At 59.9% G+C, this 20,122-nt stretch carries 21 protein-coding genes; 9 read left to right on the forward strand and 12 right to left on the reverse strand.

Features of this window, described 5'->3' with window-relative positions; genetic code table 11:
• Positions 1-23 precede the first annotated feature (23 nt).
• A complete protein-coding gene (locus ACIQWS_RS20700; protein ID WP_223612579.1) occupies positions 24-956 on the forward strand; it encodes a ribose-phosphate pyrophosphokinase in 933 nt (310 codons plus the stop codon).
• On the opposite strand, the gene chrA is transcribed toward ACIQWS_RS20700, so the two are convergent.
• Entirely contained in the window at positions 953-2,260 is a 1,308-nt protein-coding gene (gene chrA, locus ACIQWS_RS20705) for a chromate efflux transporter (RefSeq protein ID WP_403183888.1), read from the reverse strand. The genes ACIQWS_RS20700 and chrA overlap by 4 nt on opposite strands.
• 272 nt (positions 2,261-2,532) lie before the next feature.
• Between chrA and ACIQWS_RS20710 the strand changes: the two genes are divergently transcribed.
• From ACIQWS_RS20710 to ACIQWS_RS20730, 5 genes are read left to right on the forward strand one after another with little or no spacing between them, the layout of a single operon-like run.
• Positions 2,533-3,171 carry a 50S ribosomal protein L25/general stress protein Ctc gene (locus ACIQWS_RS20710; RefSeq protein WP_223612577.1) on the forward strand — a complete coding sequence of 213 codons (639 nt, stop codon included), beginning with the start codon at positions 2,533-2,535 and terminating at the stop codon, positions 3,169-3,171.
• Between the two features lie 26 nt (positions 3,172-3,197).
• The gene (gene pth / locus ACIQWS_RS20715) at positions 3,198-3,911 is read left to right on the forward strand and encodes an aminoacyl-tRNA hydrolase (RefSeq protein ID WP_346306551.1); all 714 of its coding nucleotides are present in this window, start codon (positions 3,198-3,200) and stop codon (positions 3,909-3,911) included.
• 12 nt (positions 3,912-3,923) lie between these two features.
• Complete coding sequence (gene ychF, locus ACIQWS_RS20720) at positions 3,924-5,027, forward strand: redox-regulated ATPase YchF (protein WP_346306552.1); 1,104 nt, start codon at positions 3,924-3,926, stop codon at positions 5,025-5,027.
• A gap of 50 nt (positions 5,028-5,077) precedes the next feature.
• Positions 5,078-5,548 carry a MaoC family dehydratase gene (locus ACIQWS_RS20725; RefSeq protein ID WP_223612574.1) on the forward strand — a complete coding sequence of 157 codons (471 nt, stop codon included), beginning with the start codon at positions 5,078-5,080 and terminating at the stop codon, positions 5,546-5,548.
• The gene (locus ACIQWS_RS20730) at positions 5,545-6,015 is read left to right on the forward strand and encodes a MaoC family dehydratase (protein WP_346306553.1); all 471 of its coding nucleotides are present in this window, start codon (positions 5,545-5,547) and stop codon (positions 6,013-6,015) included. The genes ACIQWS_RS20725 and ACIQWS_RS20730 overlap by 4 nt, the downstream gene beginning before the upstream one ends.
• Positions 6,016-6,035: 20 nt before the next feature.
• Here the strand turns inward: ACIQWS_RS20730 and ACIQWS_RS20735 are convergent, their stop codons facing one another.
• The 6 genes from ACIQWS_RS20735 to ACIQWS_RS20760 form a co-directional block, all read right to left on the reverse strand.
• Positions 6,036-6,581 (reverse strand): adenine phosphoribosyltransferase, encoded by a 546-nt coding sequence (locus ACIQWS_RS20735; protein ID WP_403183893.1) that lies wholly within the window; start codon positions 6,579-6,581, stop codon positions 6,036-6,038.
• A gap of 112 nt (positions 6,582-6,693) precedes the next feature.
• Positions 6,694-7,563, reverse strand: coding sequence for a cytochrome c1 (locus ACIQWS_RS20740; protein ID WP_105732028.1), 870 nt, complete (start codon positions 7,561-7,563; stop codon positions 6,694-6,696).
• Between the two features lie 20 nt (positions 7,564-7,583).
• Entirely contained in the window at positions 7,584-8,882 is a 1,299-nt protein-coding gene (locus ACIQWS_RS20745; protein ID WP_346306282.1) for a cytochrome b N-terminal domain-containing protein, read from the reverse strand.
• A gap of 21 nt (positions 8,883-8,903) precedes the next feature.
• Complete coding sequence (petA, locus tag ACIQWS_RS20750; RefSeq protein WP_105732026.1) at positions 8,904-9,467, reverse strand: ubiquinol-cytochrome c reductase iron-sulfur subunit; 564 nt, start codon at positions 9,465-9,467, stop codon at positions 8,904-8,906.
• 235 nt (positions 9,468-9,702) lie between these two features.
• The gene (locus ACIQWS_RS20755; protein WP_403183897.1) at positions 9,703-11,553 is read right to left on the reverse strand and encodes an ABC transporter ATP-binding protein; all 1,851 of its coding nucleotides are present in this window, start codon (positions 11,551-11,553) and stop codon (positions 9,703-9,705) included.
• 179 nt (positions 11,554-11,732) lie between these two features.
• Complete coding sequence (locus tag ACIQWS_RS20760) at positions 11,733-13,583, reverse strand: ABC transporter ATP-binding protein (RefSeq protein ID WP_403183900.1); 1,851 nt, start codon at positions 13,581-13,583, stop codon at positions 11,733-11,735.
• Between the two features lie 410 nt (positions 13,584-13,993).
• On the opposite strand from ACIQWS_RS20760, the gene ACIQWS_RS20765 reads away from it, so the two are divergent.
• Positions 13,994-14,467, forward strand: coding sequence for a tRNA (cytidine(34)-2'-O)-methyltransferase (locus tag ACIQWS_RS20765; protein ID WP_346306284.1), 474 nt, complete (start codon positions 13,994-13,996; stop codon positions 14,465-14,467).
• Between the two features lie 49 nt (positions 14,468-14,516).
• Here ACIQWS_RS20765 and ACIQWS_RS20770 read toward each other — a convergent pair whose 3' ends face one another.
• A complete protein-coding gene (locus ACIQWS_RS20770; protein ID WP_288192683.1) occupies positions 14,517-15,620 on the reverse strand; it encodes an ABC transporter substrate-binding protein in 1,104 nt (367 codons plus the stop codon).
• Between the two features lie 238 nt (positions 15,621-15,858).
• Positions 15,859-16,131 carry a hypothetical protein gene (locus tag ACIQWS_RS20775; protein WP_223612567.1) on the reverse strand — a complete coding sequence of 91 codons (273 nt, stop codon included), beginning with the start codon at positions 16,129-16,131 and terminating at the stop codon, positions 15,859-15,861.
• 147 nt (positions 16,132-16,278) lie between these two features.
• Here ACIQWS_RS20775 and hemF point away from each other — a divergent pair, with 147 nt between their 5' ends.
• Together hemF and ACIQWS_RS20785 are read left to right on the forward strand one after the other, a co-directional pair.
• The gene (gene hemF / locus ACIQWS_RS20780; protein WP_346306279.1) at positions 16,279-17,193 is read left to right on the forward strand and encodes an oxygen-dependent coproporphyrinogen oxidase; all 915 of its coding nucleotides are present in this window, start codon (positions 16,279-16,281) and stop codon (positions 17,191-17,193) included.
• A gap of 124 nt (positions 17,194-17,317) precedes the next feature.
• Positions 17,318-17,500 (forward strand): DUF1059 domain-containing protein, encoded by a 183-nt coding sequence (locus ACIQWS_RS20785; protein ID WP_105732019.1) that lies wholly within the window; start codon positions 17,318-17,320, stop codon positions 17,498-17,500.
• On the opposite strand, the gene ACIQWS_RS20790 is transcribed toward ACIQWS_RS20785, so the two are convergent.
• The 3 genes from ACIQWS_RS20790 to ACIQWS_RS20800 are packed head-to-tail and all read right to left on the reverse strand — an operon-like array spanning position 17,497 to position 20,014.
• Complete coding sequence (locus ACIQWS_RS20790) at positions 17,497-18,765, reverse strand: CCA tRNA nucleotidyltransferase (protein ID WP_403184214.1); 1,269 nt, start codon at positions 18,763-18,765, stop codon at positions 17,497-17,499. The two genes, ACIQWS_RS20785 and ACIQWS_RS20790, sit on opposite strands and share 4 nt — an antisense overlap.
• A 2-nt stretch (positions 18,766-18,767) precedes the next feature.
• Entirely contained in the window at positions 18,768-19,409 is a 642-nt protein-coding gene (locus tag ACIQWS_RS20795; protein ID WP_403183904.1) for a CoA pyrophosphatase, read from the reverse strand.
• Complete coding sequence (locus ACIQWS_RS20800; protein WP_403183906.1) at positions 19,406-20,014, reverse strand: DUF1285 domain-containing protein; 609 nt, start codon at positions 20,012-20,014, stop codon at positions 19,406-19,408. Before ACIQWS_RS20800 ends, ACIQWS_RS20795 begins: the two co-directional genes overlap by 4 nt.
• Positions 20,015-20,122: the final 108 nt, after the last annotated feature.

Consider the following 20,122-nt stretch of genomic DNA (forward strand, 5'->3'; position numbering starts at 1 on the left):
CTGGCACCGGGGAAAATACGGGCATGAAACTATTCGCGGGCAATTCCAATCGCGTTCTCGCTGAATCTGTCGCCAAATATCTCAATATTCCGCTTGGAAAGGCCAGCGTCCGGCGCTTCGCCGACGAGGAGATATTTGTCGAGATCCAGGAAAACGTGCGCGGCGAAGATGTCTTCGTCATGCAGTCGACGTCCTTCCCGGCCAATGATCACCTGATGGAACTGCTCATCATGATCGATGCCTTCCGCCGGTCCTCGGCAAAGCGCATCACCGCAGTCCTTCCCTATTTCGGCTATGCCCGCCAGGACCGCAAGCCCGGTCCGCGCACCCCGATCTCCGCCAAGCTGGTTGCCAATCTGATCACCGAAGCCGGTGCAAACCGCGTGCTGACGCTCGATCTGCATGCCGGCCAGATCCAGGGCTTCTTCGATATCCCGACCGACAACCTCTATGCCGTTCCGGTCATCGCCCGCGATGTCCGCGCCCATTACGGCACATCGAATGTCATGGTCGTCTCGCCCGACGTCGGCGGTGTGGTGCGTGCCCGTTCGCTGGCCAAGCGCATCGACGCGCAGCTTGCCATCGTCGACAAGCGCCGCGACCGTCCCGGTGAATCGGAAGTCATGAACGTTATCGGTGAAGTCACCGGCAAGGATTGCCTGCTGTTCGACGATATCGTCGATTCCGGCGGCACATTGTGCAACGCGGCCGAAGCGCTTCTTGCCAAGGGTGCCACCAGCGTCACCGCCTACATCACCCACGGCGTGCTTTCCGGCGGTGCGGTCGCCCGTATTGCCGGCTCGAAGCTGAAGGAACTGGTGATCACCGACTCCATCCAGCCGACACCGGCCATCGAAGCGGCGCACAATATCCGTGTCCTGTCGATTTCCGATCTGATCGGTGAAGCGGTTTCGCGCACAGCCTCGGAAGAATCCGTTTCCAGCCTGTTCGATTAGAGCCGGAGCAGGATTCCGGCCAGCGCCGCCAATCCCAGCACGACGAGCATGTTCAGGCGCAGCGCAATCAGTGCGACTGCCGCTCCCGACGCTATGGCTGCCGCCGCCCAGTCAAAGGCGGCGAGGTCCAATACCGGCAGATGCAGCGGCCCAACCAGCCTTTCCTGAAACGCACCAAACAGCACGTGCAGGCCAAACCACACGGCAAGATTGGCGATGACACCGACGACGGCGCCGGTGATCGCCGCCAGTGAGGCTTTCAGCCAGCCGACATGGCGCAGCCGCTCGACAAAGGGCGCACCGGCAAAAATCCAGAGAAAACATGGTGCGAAGGTGAACCACAGTGCCGTCAGCCCGCCAAGCAGCCCGCCGGTGAGCGGATCGAAGCCGGACAGGCGCGCGCCGCCGACGAAACCGACAAAGGCCAGCACCAGGATGAGCGGTCCGGGGGTGGTTTCAGCCAGCCCCAGCCCGGTGAGCATTTCGTCAGGCTTCAGCCAGCCATAATAGTCCACCGCCTGCTGCGCCACATAAGCCAGCACCGCATAGGCGCCGCCGAAGGTGACGACGGCCATCTTGGAGAAGAAGGCTGCTTCGGCGGCAAAGACATTGCTTTGCCCCAGCCCCGCTACCAGGAACAAAAGCGGCCCCAGCCAGAGCACGGTCCACATCAGGACGGACTGGAAAGCACCGCGCGCCGCGGGTTCGGTAATGGTTCTGTCCGGCAATGACGGGGACACTCTGTTGGTCAGGCGATAGCGCGCAAAGCCGAAAAGCCCGGCGATCAGGATGACCAGCGGAAACGGCATCTTGATGAGGGCAATGGCGACAAATGCGCAAACGGCGATGCCATAGGCGGGATAGTCGGTCAGGGCGCGCTTGCCGACCTTGATCAGGGCCTCGAGTACAATCGCCAGCACGGCCGCCTTCAGGCCGAACAACAACCCCTCGACAAGCGGCACCTGCCCGAAACTGACATAGAGCGCCGACAGCGCCAGCATCACGCACGCGCCCGGCAGGATAAACAGAAGCCCGGCGACAACACCGCCCCTCACCCCGTGAAACAGCCAGCCGAGATAGGTGGCAAGCTGCATCGCTTCGGGACCGGGCAGCAGCATGCAGAAATTCAGCGCATGCAGGAAGCGTTCCTCACTGATCCACTGCTTTTCATCAACCAGCACGCGGTGCATCATCGCGATCTGTCCGGCCGGACCGCCGAAGGACAGAAGGCCGATCTTGCCGAAGGTATAAAACGCGTCGCGCGCCTCGATTTTTTGCTGTTCCAGCGCTATTGTCCCGGCCATCGCCCGTCCCTGTTCCGTTGTCCCGCCCTAAACAGCGCCTATGACGGTGGAATGACAGACTTTCCCGGCATACCGGTCAAGCAACAAACTTGCACATGGCGTCTCTTTCCGTTATAGAGCCGCCATCCGCGTAGACACCCTTGGAGGCAACGCGGAATGGGGCGGTCATTTCATCCGGTTCCGGATGGCCATGCGACCGCTTCATGTTTTTTGGGCTTTCTTTGCAGACAACCCGGAAAACACTCCAGATTTGAACCTCGAAAGGAAATGCCATGAGCGAAGCATACGAGCTCAAGGCCGAGGCGCGCGAACGGGTTGGTAAGGGGTCCTCCCGGGAAATTCGCCGCAACGGTAAAGTGCCAGCAGTCATCTATGGTGACAAGCAGGCACCAATCTCGATTACCCTCGACTACAAGACACTCTACTACAAGATTCACGGCGGCGGCTTCAAGACGACGATCGCGAACATCCAGCTGGATGGCAAGACCATTCAGGTCCTTCCCAAGGACTTCCAGCTCGATCCGGTCAGCGACAAGCCAGTGCATGTTGACTTCCTGCGTGTGTCGGCAAAGTCGGTTGTGAACGTGAACGTCCCTGTTCACTTCCTCAACGAAGAACTGTCCCCAGGCATCAAGCGCGGCGGCGTTCTCAACATCGTTCGTCACGATGTCGAACTGCATGCCCCGGCAAATGCAATCCCGGATGCGATCGAAATCGATCTGACCGGCCTGCAGATCGGTGACTCGATCCACATTTCCGCTGTTACACTGCCGAAGGGCGTAACATCGGTTATCCACGATCGTGACTTCACCATTGCCACGATTGCCGCTCCGGCTGTTCTCGCTGCAGAAGACGAGACCGTTGAGGCAGCAGCCGAGACCACTGAAACGGCAGAAAAAGACGGCGAGTAATCGTCTCTATTGGGAGCTATGGCACCGTGCTGCTCATCGCAGGTCTTGGCAATCCCGGCTCCCAATATGCTGCAAACCGGCATAATATCGGTTTCATGGCGGCGGATGAAATACACCGTCGCCATCGTTTTTCTCCCTGGACCAAGAAGTTCCAGGCCCTGATCGCCGACGGCACGATCGACGGCGAAAAGGTCATTCTGATCAAACCCCAGACGTTCATGAATCTGTCCGGCCAGTCCGTTGGCGAGGCCATGCGCTTCTACAAGCTGGCGCTGGGCGATCTCGTCGTCATCTATGATGAACTGGACCTGCCGCCGGGCAAGCTGCGCGTGAAGACGGGCGGCGGTTCGGGCGGGCACAACGGCATCAAGTCCATCGATGCCCATTGCGGCAAGGACTACCGGCGCATTCGTGTCGGGATCGGTCATCCCGGCGTCAAGGAGATGGTGACACACCATGTCCTCGGCAATTTTTCCAAGGCGGACGGGGAATGGGTCGAACCCATTCTCGGGGCCATCGCCGACAATACGGGTTTGCTCGTCAACAAGGACGATGCCGGGTTCATGAACCGTGTGGCGCTCGCCACCGGCAGCGGCCACAGGAACGAGCCGAATCCGGTTGCAAAACCGGCGGGTCAAAGCCATATCCGGCAGGCACGTCCGGCCAAGCCGAACGTCAACATTCCAAAAACCGGCCCGATGGCCGACATGCTGAACAAGCTCTTCGGCAAGAAAGAATAAGGATCGCAGATTATGGGTTTCAAATGCGGCATCGTTGGCTTGCCCAATGTTGGCAAATCGACGCTTTTCAACGCCTTGACCAAGACAGCTGCCGCGCAGGCTGCGAACTATCCGTTCTGCACCATCGAGCCGAACACCGGCGAAGTTGCCGTGCCTGACCCGCGCCTGCAGGCCATCGCCAAGATCGGCAAATCCGCCAACATCGTCCCGACCCGTATCAGCTTTGTCGATATCGCTGGCCTCGTGCGCGGCGCGTCCAAGGGTGAAGGCCTCGGCAACCAGTTCCTTGCCAACATCCGCGAAGTCGACGCCGTGGTGCACGTGCTGCGCTGCTTTGAAGATGACGACATCACCCATGTGGAAGGCCGGATCGATCCCGTCTCCGACGCGGAAACCGTCGAGACGGAACTGATGCTTTCCGACCTCGATAGTCTCGAGCGCCGCATCGTGCAGTTCCGCAAGCGCGCTGGCGTCAAGGACAAGGAAGCCCTCACCGTTCTTCCCGTCATGGAGCAGGCACTGTCCCTGCTGCAGGGCGGCAAGCCGGTGCGCTTCATGCTGAACGGCATTGCGCCGGACGACCTCCTCATTCTGCAGGGCCTCAATCTCCTGACCTCAAAGCCTGTGCTCTACGTTTGCAACGTCGCCGAAAGCGATGCGGCAACCGGCAACGAACACACGGAAGCCGTCGAGGAAATGGCAACGGCCCAGGGCGCCGAGACGGTGACGATCTCCGCTGCCATCGAAGCGGAAGTCGCTCAGTTGCCGGATGAAGAGGCCAAGGAATATCTGGACGCGATGAACCTGGACGAGCCCGGTCTCGATCGCCTGATCCGTGCCGGTTACAAGCTCCTGCACCTGATCACCTATTTCACCGTCGGACCGAAGGAGGCCCGCGCCTGGACCGTTGAACGCGGCTCAAAGGCGCCGCAGGCCGCCGGCGTCATCCACACGGATTTCGAGCGCGGCTTCATCCGCGCGCAGACCATCGCCTATAATGACTATGTCACCCTCGGCGGCGAAGTGCCCGCCAAGGAAGCCGGCAAGGCGCGCGACGAAGGCAAGGAATATGTAGTGCAGGACGGCGATATCATGCTGTTCCGTTTCAATACATAAGACGCGCTTCTGCCTCTTGAACCAAATGCGCTCATGCCTATTATGGTGGCATGAGCGACTACAATCCCCGATATGCCTATGAGGATTTCACGGTCGGCAGCGAATGGCTGCTCCCCGCGAAATCCGTCGAAGCCGGTGAAATCATCGATTTCGCCACCCAGTTCGATCCCCAGCCCTTCCATCTGGACGAGGCTGCGGGCAAGGCCAGCATCCTTGGCGGCCTTGCCGCCTCCGGCTGGCACACGGTTTCCATGTTCATGCGCATGATGTGCGATGCCTATCTCCTCGATTCCACATCGCAGGGTGCGCCGGGCATCGACTACGCCAAGTGGAAGAAGCCGGTTCTTGCCGGGGACACGCTGACCGGCAAGAGTACGGTCATCGAACGGCGCGTATCCAAATCCAAGCCGGACCTCGGCTTCATCGTTCTGCACCACGCCATCTCCAATCAGCATGGCGAAGTGGTCTGCGAACTGCAGAACACCGGCATGTTCACATTGCGGGAGCCCGCCGCAGCATGAGCGCAGCCCTCACCGCCCTTATCGGGATCGAACGCGATCTCGGCACGCACACATTCACCGCCGAAGAGATCGTCACCTTTGCCAGGAAGTACGATCCGCAGCGTTTCCACGTGGATCCGGAAGCGGCCAAACATAGCAATTTCGGGGCACTGTGTGCCTCCGGCTGGCATACGACGGCCATTTGGATGCGGCTGAATGTCGAGGACATGAAACGCCAGATCAAGGCGGCCATGGAGCGGGGCGAAACGCCGCCGCAATTCGGCCCCTCGCCCGGCTTTGAAAACCTGAAATGGCTGAAGCCTGTTTATGCCGGGGACACGATCCGTTTTACCCGGACGCTGAACGGGTTTCGCGCGCTGCAATCGCGCCCCGGCTGGGCGATGATGCAGATGTCATCCGCAGCCTATAACCAGAACGAACAGAAGGTCCTGGAGTTCAACAGCGCCGCGTTGATAGGATTAGCCTAGTAAGGGGCCGCAGAAGGCCCTCAGTGGCCTTCATAGGCGATGAGCGTGCGCACGTTGACGCCGAGCGCTTCGAGCTTCCTGCGCCCGCCCAGATCAGGCAGATCGATGATGAAGCAGGCGCTGACAATATCGGCACCCATCTGCTGCAACAGTTTCACCGCAGCTTCGGCCGTGCCGCCCGTTGCGATCAGGTCATCGACGAGAATGACCTTCTCGCCGGGCACGATGGCATCCCGGTGCATCTCCATTTCATCGACGCCATATTCCAGGCTGTAGGCGATGCGCACCGTGTCATGCGGCAGCTTGCCCTTCTTGCGGATCGGCACGAAACCGGAGGACAGCTGGTGCGCCATGGCGCCGCCGATGATGAAGCCGCGCGCTTCCACGCCGGCAACCTTGTCGACCTTGCCGCCCGCATAGGGATGGACCAGTTCATCGACGGCCCGGCGAAAGGCGCGTGCATTGCCAAGCAGGGTCGTGATGTCGCGAAACATGACACCGGGTTTGGGGTAATCGGGGATATTCCGAATGGCATCCACCAGCGTCTGCTTCAGCGTCGAATCCATGTCGTCACTCCTTTGTGCCTGCAAGGCGCACAGCGGTGCAGTCTAATAGACCACCACCGCAAAAGAAAAGGGCGCAAGGCGCCCTTTCCGGATCAGATATTGTCAGAGCCGATCAATGTTCGATGTCGGCCCAGATTCGGCGCTTGGCGACGTAGAGGAGACCCGCAAACAGAACAAGGAAGATCATGACGCGGAAACCGGTCTTCTTGCGGTCTTCCAGGTGCGGTTCAGCGGCCCACATCAGGAATGCCGATACGTCCTTCGAATACTGCGCCAGTGTCTGCGGCGAACCGTCATCATAGGTCACCTGGCCATCCTGCAACGGCTGGGCCATGGCCAATGACTTGGCGGCGATGAAGTAAGGGTTGTAGTGCGTGCCCTCGGGGATCTTCATGCCTTCCGGCGGTGTTTCGCCGAAGCCGGTCAGCAGCGCGTGAATATAGTCCGGTCCGCCTTCCTGATACTGTCCCCAGAAGATGTCGATCAGGAACTGCGGGAAGCCGCGCTCGACAGCACGAGCCTTGGCGATGAGCGAGAAGTCGGGCGGAGCGGCACCATTGTTGGCGGCAGCCGCTGCCTGTTCATTGGCGAACGGCGCCGGGAAATGATCGGCCGGAATAGCCTTGCGGGTGAACATCTCACCTTCCGCATTGGGGCCGTCCTTCACTTCATATTCCGCGGCGAATGCCTTGACCTGCGCTTCGCTGTAACCGAGTTCCGAAAGCGAACGGAAAGCCACCAGCTTCATCGAATGACAGGCGGAGCAGACTTCCTTGTAGATCTTCAGACCGCGCTGAAGCTGCTGCTTGTCATAGGTGCCGAAGGGGCCGGCGAAGGACCACTTCATCTGTTCCGGATGCTTGATCGGGAAGTGCGTCGGCTCAGCAGCATTGTGGGCTGCTTCTTCCGCAAACGCACCGCCGCCGAAAGCCAGCATGGTACCGAGACCGGCAGCTGCGAGACCGAGGAGGATTTTTTTCATCGGAGAGTCCTTCACGTTTCTCAGCCTTTGGTTTCCGGAGCCGCCGCAACACCCGCGGGCTGACCGCCGCTCTTGGTCTTGGCAAGCACAGCTTCGGTAATCGAGTTTGGTATGCGGCGCGGCGTTTCGATCAGGCCGAGCAACGGCATGATGATGATGAAGAAGCCGAAGTAGAAGGCTGTGCCGAGCTGCGAAAGGATCGTGTAGATGCCTTCGGCAGGACGCGAACCGAGCCAGCCGAGCATGATGGCATTGGCAACGAAGATCCAGAAGAACAGCTTGTACCAGGGACGATAGACGGCCGAACGCACCTTCGATGTATCGAGCCATGGCACGATGAACAGGATCGCGATCGAGCCGAACATGGTCAGAACGCCGCCGAGCTTCGAGTTGATCGGTCCGATGTTGAAGGTGATGGCGCGCAGCATCGCGTAGAACGGCAGGAAGTACCATTCAGGAACGATGTGGGCTGGCGTCTTCAGCGAGTCAGCCGGGATGTAGTTGTCCGGATGGCCCATGTAGTTCGGCATGTAGAAGACGAAATAAGCAAAGAGGATCAGGAAGAGCGACAGCGCAAATGCATCCTTGATGGTTGCATAGGGTGTGAACGCCACCGTGTCCGTCTTCGACTTGACTTCAATACCGGTCGGGTTGGTCTGGCCGGTCACGTGCAGGGCCCAGACGTGCAGGATAACAACACCGGCAATCATGAAGGGCAGCAGGTAATGCAGCGAGAAGAAGCGGTTGAGGGTCGGATTATCCACGGCAAAACCGCCGAGCAGCAGCTGCTGGATCGGGTCACCGATGATCGGAAACGCCGTGAAGAAGCCGGTGATAACGGTTGCACCCCAGAAGGACATCTGGCCCCAGGGCAGGACGTAGCCCATGAAGGCGGTCGCCATCATCAGGAGAAGGATGATCACGCCGAGAATCCACAACAGCTCGCGCGGCGCCTTGTAGGAACCGTAGTAGAGCCCGCGGAAAATATGCACCCAGACCGCAAGGAAGAACATCGATGCGCCGTTGGAATGCAGGTAGCGCAGCAGCCAGCCCGAATTCACGTCGCGCATGATCTTTTCAACGGAGTTGAATGCCAGTCCCGTCTCAGCCGCATAATGCATGGCCAGAACGACACCGGTAATGATCTGCGCCACCAGCATGATCGCCAGAATGCCACCGAAGGCATAGGCGTAGTTGAGATTGCGCGGAACAGGATAGGCAACGAATGAATCATAGATCAGACGCGGCAACGGAAGTCGCGCATCGACCCATTTTTCGATACCTGTGTTCGGCGTATAGGATGAATGTCCACCGCTCATGTCGTGTCTCCCCCTGGAACCTTAGCCGATCTTGATGACGGTGTCGGAAATGAATGAAAGTGGCGGGACGGGCAGGTTTTCCGGTGCGGGACCGGAACGGATGCGCCCGGCAGTATCGTATTGCGAGCCGTGGCATGGGCAGAACCAGCCGCCGAAATCCCCCTGCTGGCCGAGCGGAATGCAACCCAGATGGGTGCACACGCCGATCATGACCAGCCAGTTTTCCTTGCCTTTGCCTGCACCGCGATCAGCATCGGTCGCCTGGGCATCGCTCGGCAGATTGGCGTTACGCGCAATCGGATCCTTGAGCTGGCTCAGCTGGACGTTTTTGGCATCCTCGATTTCCTTCGGCGTACGATTGCGAATGAAAACGGGTTTACCGCGCCATTTGACCGTCAGGGACATGCCCGGTGTCAGCGCTGAAACATCAACTTCGATGGACGAGACTGCCAGCGTGGATGCGTCCGGTCTCATCTGGTCGATGAAGGGCCATGCAAAGGCTCCCGCTCCGACCACACCGGCCATACCTGTCGCAATATAGAGGAAGTCACGCCGTGTTGGCTCGGTCGTATCGTGTGCGCTCACGGGGCCTGTTCCTTTCCGAATAACAACGCAGCAGGAGAGTCCACTTTGTCACCACAATACACGACTGGCCCATAGAATGAGCCTCGCGGATTCCCCAGCATATTGCGTGGTTTCTAAGCATGTCGCATGAGCTTGTCCAGCCTGACAGAGCCACAAGGGCAGGATGTCGCAGGGATAAGTCGCCACACCTTTTCCACTCTTTGGCCATGAATCTGTTTGCATTTTCGCAGCGGCCTCACAGCCGCCCGATAAAGCCGCCGGATTGGCGCGCCCAAAGTCCGGCGTAGAGCCCGTTGGCGGCGATCAGCGCGTCGTGGCTGCCGCTCTCGACAATGCGTCCGCCATCCATGACCACAAGCCGGTCGAGCGCAGCGATGGTCGACAGGCGGTGCGCGATGGCGATGACGGTTTTGCCGCGCATCAGCCGGTAGAGATTGTCCTGGATAGCCGCTTCCACTTCCGAATCGAGTGCCGACGTCGCCTCGTCGAGAATGAGAATCGGTGCGTCCTTCAGCATGACCCGCGCAATGGCGATGCGCTGCCGCTGGCCGCCGGACAGCTTGACGCCGCGTTCGCCCACATGGGCATCGAAGCCCCGCCTGCCCTTGGGATCGGTCAAGGCGGCAATGAAGGTGTCGGCCTGCGCATTCTCCACGGCCTGCCGCATCAGTTCATCGGATGCCTCGGGACGGCCGTACAGGATGTTGTCACGCACAGAGCGATGCAGCAGCGAGGTGTCTTGCGTTACCATGCCGATATGCGCGCGCAACGAGTCCTGTGTTACCTCCGCAATATCCTGTCCGTCGATCAGAATGCGCCCGGCCTGCACGTCGTAGAAACGCAGGAGCAGGTTGACCAGGGTGGACTTGCCCGCACCGGAACGCCCGACAAGCCCGACCTTTTCGCCGGGAAGAATGTTCAGCGACAGATTGTCGAAGACCGGCTTCGAGCGGTCATAGTGGAACTGCACATTGTCGAAACGGATGGCGCCTGCGGGTACCGCAAGCTGTGCCGCACGGGGTTTGTCGACAACGGTGACCGGCCGCGCCAGCAGTTCCATCGAATTCTGGATGGTACCGTAATTGCGCAGGAGACCGTTGAGGTTGGCCATGGTCCGTCCCAAAAGCATGCTTAACCGCAGGACAAGGCCGATGGTGAAGGCGATGGCGCCAGGCGATATTTCCGACTTCAACCACAGATCGATGGAAACAATCGCCACGGCGCAGATCATCACACCGCTGGTTGCGCCGAGTGCAATGCGGATGCCGCTCAGGCCGCGCGTCAGCGGAATGATGGCATCGAGCCAGCGCTGCATGCCCTGCCGCATATAGGCGTCGTCGCGCTCCGCATTGCCGAACAGCTTCAGCGTCTGGATATTGCTGTAACCATCGACCAGCCGCCCGGTGACGACGGAGCTCGCTTCGGCTGTTTCCGCCGCGGCCCGGCGCACACGCGGCAGGAAATAGCGGGCAATCAGGCTGAACACAGCGAGCCAGACGACGACGATCGTTGCCAGCCGCCAGTCAAGGTCGCCGATCAGCGCGATGGTGGTGACGCTGTAGACGATGCAGATCCAGATGGCCTGCAGAAGCGTCATCATAAAATCGCCGACAGCCTGCCCGGTCGCCCAGACCTTGGTGACGATGCGGCCGGAAAAGTCATTCTGGAAGAAGGCGAGGCTCTGGCGATAGGTGTGCAGATGCGCCTGCCAGCGCACCAGATTAAAGAAGCCCGGCACGACGGTCTGCTCCTCGACCAGTGCCGACAGCGTCAGGATGATCGTCCGGGCGATCAGGACACCCGCCAGCATCAGAAGGAGCGGCGTGCCGTGATCCTGCATCAGGCCTTGCCAGCCCTTTGCCGGGTTGACCGATGCCAGAATATCGACGAGCCCGCCGAGAAACCAGAACAGGCCCGCTTCCGTCAAAGCGACCAGCCCGCCCAGCACCAGCACGGCGAAAAACGCGGCCTTGGCCTGCCGGACATAGAACCAGATGAACGGGAACGGCCGCGACGGGACATGATCCGCCGGCGGTGCGGCGTAAGGATCGATCCAGCTTTCGAACAGACGGAAGATATTTCTCATGCGGTGCACATCGGATCAGGAGCCTTTCAGGGTCAGACGTGCAGCGCGCGACTGAAAGAATACTCTTGAGCGAGTCCCCTCGCCGGTCAAATTAAAGTTCATTCAGATATTTCCCGGCAAAGAAAAATGCTCCCCGGCGGAACCGGGAAGCATTGGTGCAGTGTGACTGTTGAAGGCAGCTATTCCGCCGCTTCCTGCTCGTCATCCAGCCCGAGGAAGCCACCGGACTGCCGGGCCCAGAGGTTGGCGTAGATGCCGTCGGCGGCAATCAGTTCCTCATGGCTGCCGCTCTCCACGATCCTGCCCTTGTCCATCACCACGAGACGGTCGAGCGCCGCAATGGTGGAGAGGCGGTGCGCGATGGCAATGACCGTCTTTCCCTGCATCAGCCGGTAAAGATTGTCCTGGATGGCCGCTTCCACTTCCGAATCAAGCGCGGAGGTTGCCTCGTCCATGATGAGAATCGGCGCGTCCTTCAGCATGACCCGGGCAATGGCGATACGCTGGCGCTGGCCGCCCGAGAGCTTGACGCCCCGCTCGCCCACATGCGCATCGAACCCGCGCCGTCCCTTGGGATCGGACGCCGCTTCGATGAATGTCTCCGCCTGCGCATTCTGCACGGCCTGGCGCATCAGTTCCTCGGAGGCATCGGGCTTGCCGTACAGCACATTGTCGCGGATGGAGCGGTGCAGCAGCGAGGTATCCTGCGTGATCATGCCGATATGCTCGCGCAGCGAGTCCTGCTTCACCTTGGCGATGTCCTGGCCATCGATGGTGATACGGCCGCTCTCCAGATCGTAGAACCGCAGGAGCAGGTTGACGAGCGTCGACTTGCCCGCACCCGACCGTCCGACCAGCCCGATCTTTTCGCCCGGGCGAATGTCGAGGGACAGCCTGTCGATGACGCCCGCCCCCTTGCCGTAGTGGAAACCGATGGCTTCGAAGCGGATCGCACCGGCGCTGACGGCCAGTTCTGGCGCATTGGGGACATCGGTGACAAGGCGCGGCAGCGAGATGGAGGTAATGCCGTCTTCCACTGTTCCGATATTCTCGAACAGCGCCGACATTTCCCACATGATCCATTGCGACATGCCGTTGAGACGCAGCACAAGGCCGATGCCCACCGCCACGGCGCCAACGGAGATGGCCGAACCCAGCCACAGCCAGATCGCAATGCTGCTCACCGAGAACAACAGAAGGCAGTTCATCGCATAGAGCATGACATGGAATCCCGTCACCATGCGCATCTGCCTATAGGCGGTGGACAGGAACTCCTCCATTCCCTCGCGGGCATAGTTCTCTTCCCGCTTGGAATGGGAGAAGAGCTTGACCGTGGCAATGTTCGTATAGCTGTCGACGATGCGGCCGGTCATGGATGAGCGCGAATCTGCCTGCGCCTTGGATGCCACCTGCAGCTTCGGGATGAAATACCACATCAGCCCGACATAGGCGGCCAGCCAGATCAGGAACGGCACCATGAGACGCAGATCCGCAGCGGCGGCGATGATGAGCGTGCCGCTGAAATAGACGATCACATAGTTCAGGACGTCGAGCAGCTTCATCACCGCCTCGCGCACGGCGAGCGATGTCTGCATCAGCTTGGTGGAAATCCGCCCGGCAAACTCGTCCTGGAAGAACGTCATGGACTGGCGGACGACATAGCGATGCACCATCCAGCGGATGCGCATGGGGTAATTGCTCAACAGGGTCTGGTGAATGACCAGCGAATCGAGCAGCACGATGCCGGGCATGACGATCAGCACGACACCGGCAAGCAGTGCCAGCTTCCAGCCTTCCTGCGCAATGAAGGTTTCACGCGACTGGTTGGACAGCCAGTCGACGACATTGCCCATGAATGCATACATCGACACTTCAAGGACGGCGATCGACGCCGTGCACACCGCCATGACGGCGAGCCATGGCCAGACGCCGCGCGTGTAGTGCAAACAGAATGCAACCAGTGTCTTGGGTGGCTCACCGGGCTCGGCGGATGGAAACGCCTCAAGCCTTTTTTCAAACCAGCGAAACATTATCAAACCTCTTTCGGGCGACGGTCTCGGCATGACGCGCGAGACGAAAATGATTCCGACGCAGCGTGGCGGTTACTGCGCTTGGGTTGCCGGAGCATGATGGAAACAGAGAAAGACAAACATGCAAACGCCAACCATGGGACGATTGCGACTTGTGTCAGGGAAGAAAACTACGCGGAAAGAACAGACACAAGACCGCCAACGACACCGGGCACGGCTTCATCGGGAGAAACCATCCGGTTTGGAAGAAGTCGGAAAAATTCAGTCATCGACACCTCCAAAGTTTGTGTTGGCAAAGTTAGCGTTGCGGTCGAAACCCTATACCTATTATGAACGGAAAAAGCGAGAGCCTATTCTCAGGAAATACATGCGCCTGAGCAAAATATTGCCAACGGAGCCCACCGGTTGTGATTGAAAACAAACCCGACCTGCGCATTGCGCTCTACCAGCCGGATATTCCGGGCAATACCGGCACGATCCTGCGCATGGCCGCCTGTTTCGGGATCGGGGTCGATCTCATCGAGCCCGCGGGCTTCGACGTGTCCGACCGGTCGCTCAAACGCGCCGGGATGGATTACCTCGAACAGGCCGCGCTCACCCGCCATGCCGACTGGCAGCACTTCCAGAACTGGCGCCAGGGCGAACAGCGCCGCCTGCTGCTGTTTTCCACCAAGGCGGCTGTGCCCTACACGCAATTCACCTTTCGACAGGGCGACATCCTGCTGCTTGGACGCGAATCGGCCGGCGTGCCGGATGAGGTGCACCAGTCGGCCGATGCCAGATTGATCATCCCGATGGTGCCGGGGGCGCGGTCGCTCAACCTGGCACTGTCCGCGGCCATCGCCACCGGTGAAGCCTTGCGGCAGTTCTCGCTGCCCGCATGAAAAACGCCGGCCATTTCTGACCGGCGTCCTCATTCACCTGACAGGAAGCTTACTTGACTTCGGCTGCCTTGCCGTCTTCCCACTTGTAGAGAACGAAGGTCGGCGTCGTCAGATCGCCGGTCTTTGCATAGGTCAGGTCGCCGACGACGGTCGAAACCGGTGCGCCGGAATGCAGTGCCGCAGCAACCGCTGCCGGATCGGCGGAGCCGGCCTTTTCAATGCCGGCCTTGATGACCTGCAGCGCCGCATAGGCATTGAGCGTGAAGGCTTCAGCCGGAATGTTCTTGGCCTTCAAAGCTTCCATGATCTTCGCAGCGGATGGGTTCTTTGTCGGATCGGCACTGTTGGTGAACAGCGTACCGGCAGCGGCAGCGCCGCCAATGGCCCAATATTCCGTGTTCGACAGGCCTTCGGCACCGATGATCTGGGCCTTGATGCCCTGATCCGCAAGCTGGCGGGCAATCAGGCCGCCTTCCGGATGGTAACCGCCGAAATAGATCACGTCGGCTTTTTCCGACTTCAGGCGGGTAATGAGCGCGCTGTAGTCCTTTTCACCGGCATTGATGCCCTGATCGACAACTTCCTTGACGCCGCCCTTGTTGAGCGTTGCCTTCAGATTGTTGGCCAGACCCGTGCCATAGGTGTTCTTGTCATAGACAACCGCGACGCGCTTATCCTTGTAGTGCTTGAGAATGTACTGGGCAGCAACTTCAGCCTGCTGGTCATCGCGGCCGCAGGTGCGGAACACGGTGTCCAGGCCACGCGTCGTCAGATCCGGCGTGGTGGAGGTCGGGGTGATCATCAGGATGCCGTTTTCAGCCAGTACATCGGAAACCGGCATCGAAACACCTGATGTGACCGGGCCGACCACGAACTTGATGCCTTCGCCGACCACCTGGTTGGCAACCGACACACCCTGCTTCGGCTCACCGGCATCATCGAAAAGCTTGATGACGATCTTCTCGCCCTTGATGCCGCCTTCGGCATTGATGGCTTCCGCAGCCGCAGCAACACCGTTCTTCACCTGCATGCCATAGGCAGCCACAGGGCCGGTTACAGGCGCGATGTTGCCGATGACGATGTCAGCACGGGCGAATGAAGTCATCGCCATGACAGCCGTCAACGCCACGCCAGAGATCAACGATAAGCGCATAGTGTCCTCCTTGAATTTTTTATTGCGCGGATTGCGCGGCCGGAAGATTCTCCGGCGCTGCAAAAAGTTCTACTGTCTTTATGGCAGGCTGTCAGCCACGATTCATGACAATCCTGAATCCATCATTGAAATAATTTGATGCCATTTATGAAGAAAAGTGTTCGGTTGTTGACAATTCACGCCGGTTTTTCCTGGAAATTCGAGATTTCCGCACGCGCAGCGGTCTTTTCAGCCGATTTTAGTCGGCATTGGGCAAACGGCGCATGGTGAATTCGATGATGTCGCCAGGCCGTTCGTACCAGCTTTCGATTTCCGTCCAGTAGGCTGCTTTCGGGTATTGGTCGAACCACTCCTTCGCCTTCTCCCGGGCGGCAAGACGCGGCAGGCGGAAGCTCTCGCGGATGAATGCGCCACGCTGCCGGGGGGCTTCGCCCCGGCTTTCCTTCAGCTGCTTGCGCAAGCCGTCGAGCGGCGGCTTGGGAAAGTGTGTCCTGGGTACTTTGGAGACCATTTTGCATCCCTTCCTGAACCCTGTACGGCAGAGAGTAGATCAAACCCCGCCCCGAAAACGAGTCATTTTTTTGGGATAGCCCAAACACCACCTTCCTTTGCCGCGCCCCGGATGTGATAAAGTATACAGCAAGAAGGATTCGCTAATATGGACCGCCCGGATATTCCCGCCATCCTGCCCGAAGCACTTGAAGACAAGAAGACAGCCGCCACCGCGTGGTTTGCCGAATTGCGCGACAAGATTTGCGCCAGTTTCGAGCAACTCGAGGACGATCTGGAAGGCCCTCTCTCCGACCGGCCGGCGGGCCGTTTCATACAGACGCCATGGCAGCGCGACGAAGGCAATGGCGGCGGCGGGATCATGTCCATCATGCATGGCCGGGTCTTCGAGAAGGTCGGGGTTCACACCTCCACCGTCCATGGCGAATTTTCCCAGGAATTCCGTAAGCAGATACCCGGTGCGGATGAAGATCCGCGCTTCTGGGCCTCGGGCATCTCGCTGATTGCCCATCCGCAGAACCCGTTCGTCCCGGCAGTGCACATGAACACGCGCATGGTTGTCACCACCCGCCAGTGGTTCGGCGGCGGCGCTGACCTGACGCCGGTTCTCGACCGCAAACGGACACAGGAAGACCCGGATACCGCCGCCTTCCACAAGGCGATGAAATTCGTCTGCGACAAGCATGCGGCGGTCGCCAACCACGAGAAATTCAAGGACTGGTGCGACGAGTATTTTTATCTGCCGCACCGCAAGGAGCCGCGCGGCACGGGCGGCATTTTCTATGACTGGCTGCATTCTTCCGACGAAAATGGCGGCTGGGATGCCGACTTTGCCTTCACCCGCGACGTCGGCCGGGCCTTTTCGGTGGTCTACCCCTATCTCGTCCGGCAGAATTTCAACCGGGACTGGAGTTCCGAAGACCGGCAGGAACAGCTGGTCCGGCGCGGACGCTACGTTGAATTCAACCTGCTCTACGACCGCGGCACGATCTTCGGCCTGAAGACCGGCGGCAACGTGGATTCGATCCTTTCGTCCATGCCGCCAACGGTCAAATGGCCGTGATGTGATTTTTTCAGGGATCAATCCCGGCTTTCATGCGTTATGGTGCTGCCGGTACGGTATCTGAAGCCGTATCTCGATGGAGAGGGCTCGCGTCGCACCGGGCCCACAACAGGGAGAAAAGGCCATGAAAGAACTTCATTGCATCGTTCCCGGTTGCCAGTGGCATACCCGTCACGACACCGAAGCCGAGATCATCCGCCGCGCCACCGAGCACCTTCGCGAAACCCACGGCGAAACGGCCATCCGCGAAGCCATGCTCGAAACGATCAAGGCCAATATCCAGCCTGAAAAGGGCAAGGCTGCTTAGACAGGCTTTCCTGTCAGGTCGGGAATTCTGGCAAGCAGTGCATCACGGTCCAGCGTAAAGCCCGAGTCAATCCAGGCATCCTCGAGCGCGCGGTGCAGCTTGCCCACGTCGGGGCCCTTTTCCAGACCGGCAGCGATGAGATCGCCGCCGGAAACGGGGAATTTGGGCTTCTCGTACTGCCCGGCAAATTCCAGCAGTTTTGACAGATGACCGGCACGCATCATGGCGGCATTGTCGTTGAGCGCTTCCATGCGCGCTGAAACCAGCGCAAGGCGCAGGCGGTCCATCATGCCTTGCCGGTCGCTGCGATAAAGCCGCTTGGCAAAACCCGCCTCCGAGATTTCGGCACTGGGCAGGACGGCGCCAGCCCAGGCTTCCAGCCGCTCGCGCTCCTGATTGGAAAGCTTGAGGCGCACCGCCATGGCATGGATGCGCTCCGCATCAGGCGGGATCATGCTGGCAAGGCGCAGCAGCGGATCAGCCGGCCAGCCAAGTTCCTTTTCCGTTTTGACGAGACCATGGATCGCATCGATGCCCCATTTCTCGCTCTCCGGCAGAACCGCGGTCAGCACGCCCGCCTGACGCATCCACAGCAGGGCGCGCGAAGGATCCGGCGCCGCCAGCATCTTCTTCAGCTCCGACCAGATGCGCTCCGCCGACAGCTGTGCCAGCCCGTCCTTCAGGCGGGCACAGGCCTTCAGGCCTTCGCTCTCTGGACGGCCATGGCCATACCAGGCAAAAAACCGGAAGAAGCGCAGGATGCGCAGGTAATCCTCGCGGATGCGCTGTTCCGCATCGCCGATGAAGCGCAGGGTCCGGCTTTCAATATCGGCAAGACCGCCGACCAGATCGACGATCGTGCCATCCGCTTCGACGTAGAGCGCATTGATGGTGAAATCGCGCCGGTCCGCATCCACCTGCCAGTCGCGGCCGAAGGCAACGGCTGCATGGCGCCCGTCAGTCTCGACATCGGCGCGCAGCGTGGTCACCTCGAACGGCCGCTTGTCGGCGACAACGGTCACCGTGCCATGGCTGATACCGGTCGGCACGGTCTTGAACCCCGCCGCCTGCGCCCGGTGAATCGTTTCATCCGGCACACAGGTGGTTGCGATATCGAGATCGGACACCTCCTGCCCGAGGAGCGCATTGCGCACCGCGCCGCCGACGATGCGTGCGCCCTCGCCATCGGCGGAAAGGGCGGCGAGCAGCCTTTGCAAAGCCTCGTTCTTCAGCCATGGGGCCTTGCCGGCAATCGATACTGTCATGCTCAAGAATAGAGCCTTTCATAAAGTGTGCGGATGATGCCCGCCGTAACGCCCCAGATGAAGCGGTCGCCGAACGGCATCGTATAATAGAAACGTTCCTTGTCCTGCCATATCCGGCTTTCCCTGCGGTGGTTGGCAGGATTCATCAGAAAGGACAATGGCACTTCGAACACATCGGCCACCTCGTCCGGATTGGGCGTCAGGTCGAAGGGCGGATGAACGAGCCCGAGCACCGGGGTGATGGAATAGCCCGTCGTGGTGAGATAGCGCGGCAGGCGGCCGAGAAGCTCGACATGCCGCCCTTCCAGGCCGATCTCCTCATGCGCTTCCCGCAGCGCCGCCTTTTCCGGCTGGAAATCGTCTTCCGGATCGATGGCTCCGCCGGGAAACGCCACCTGGCCCGAATGCTTGCGCATGTTGGCATTGCGCAGGGTGAGAATGACCCCCGCTTCATCCCCGTGATCGACGATGGGGATCAGCACCGCCGCCTCGCGCAGTTTGGTCGCCGCGATCAGGGCATCGAGGTCGGGATTGAGCAGGTGGTCGCCATGATCGACGCTCAGCGTCTCATGGCCCTTCGCCGCGACGCGCTGCGCAAAGGCCCGGGCGGAAAAGCCGTCATCCCTCAATACTGTCTGGTTCATAGGCTTTGCTCTTCCAGTTCGCCCGACGGCATGATCGGAAAGACCGTACCACCGGAACGCACGGCAAACATGGATTTGCCGCCGACGACGATATCTTCGCCATGGCTGACCAGTTCGTACATGACCGGGCGGGCCAGGAGCGCTTCCAGCCGTCCGCGCACCAGCACATAGGGCTTAAGCCCGCCATTGGCCGGATCGATGACAAAGCGCAGGGGATTGGCGGCATTAGCCTCGACGATATCGCCGACATTGGTGCGGAAGGTCATGACCTGATCGGCGCCCTCGCCCGATACATTAAGCTCGACACCAAGGAAGGGCGCATCCTCGACGCGGATACCGACTTTCTCGACGGGCGTGACCAGATAGGTCTTGCCATCGGCATCCCGGCGCAGCACCGTGGAGAACAGCCGGACCAGCGGTGCGCGGCCGATGGGTGTTCCCATGTAGAACCAGGTGCCATCAGCCTTGATCTCCATATCGAGATCGCCGCAGAAGTCGGGGTTCCACTTTTCCACCGGCGGCAGGCCCTTGCCTTGCGCCGCGGCGCGCGAAATCAGCGCTTCAAGCCCTGCCGCATCGCGCAACGTGCCCTCTGACTGTGCCATACCAAGACCTTTTTGTTCATTCGTCACGAAATAGTCACCGTTAAACCGCTTGTCTGCATGTCATAGTGATCTAGACTCATTTAAGTGTGAAGCTGACCATAAACCAGC

Origin of the sequence: Phyllobacterium sp. NPDC097923 (genome assembly GCF_044760925.1) — a bacterium.
GTDB classification, from domain to species: domain Bacteria; phylum Pseudomonadota; class Alphaproteobacteria; order Rhizobiales; family Rhizobiaceae; genus Phyllobacterium; species Phyllobacterium calauticae.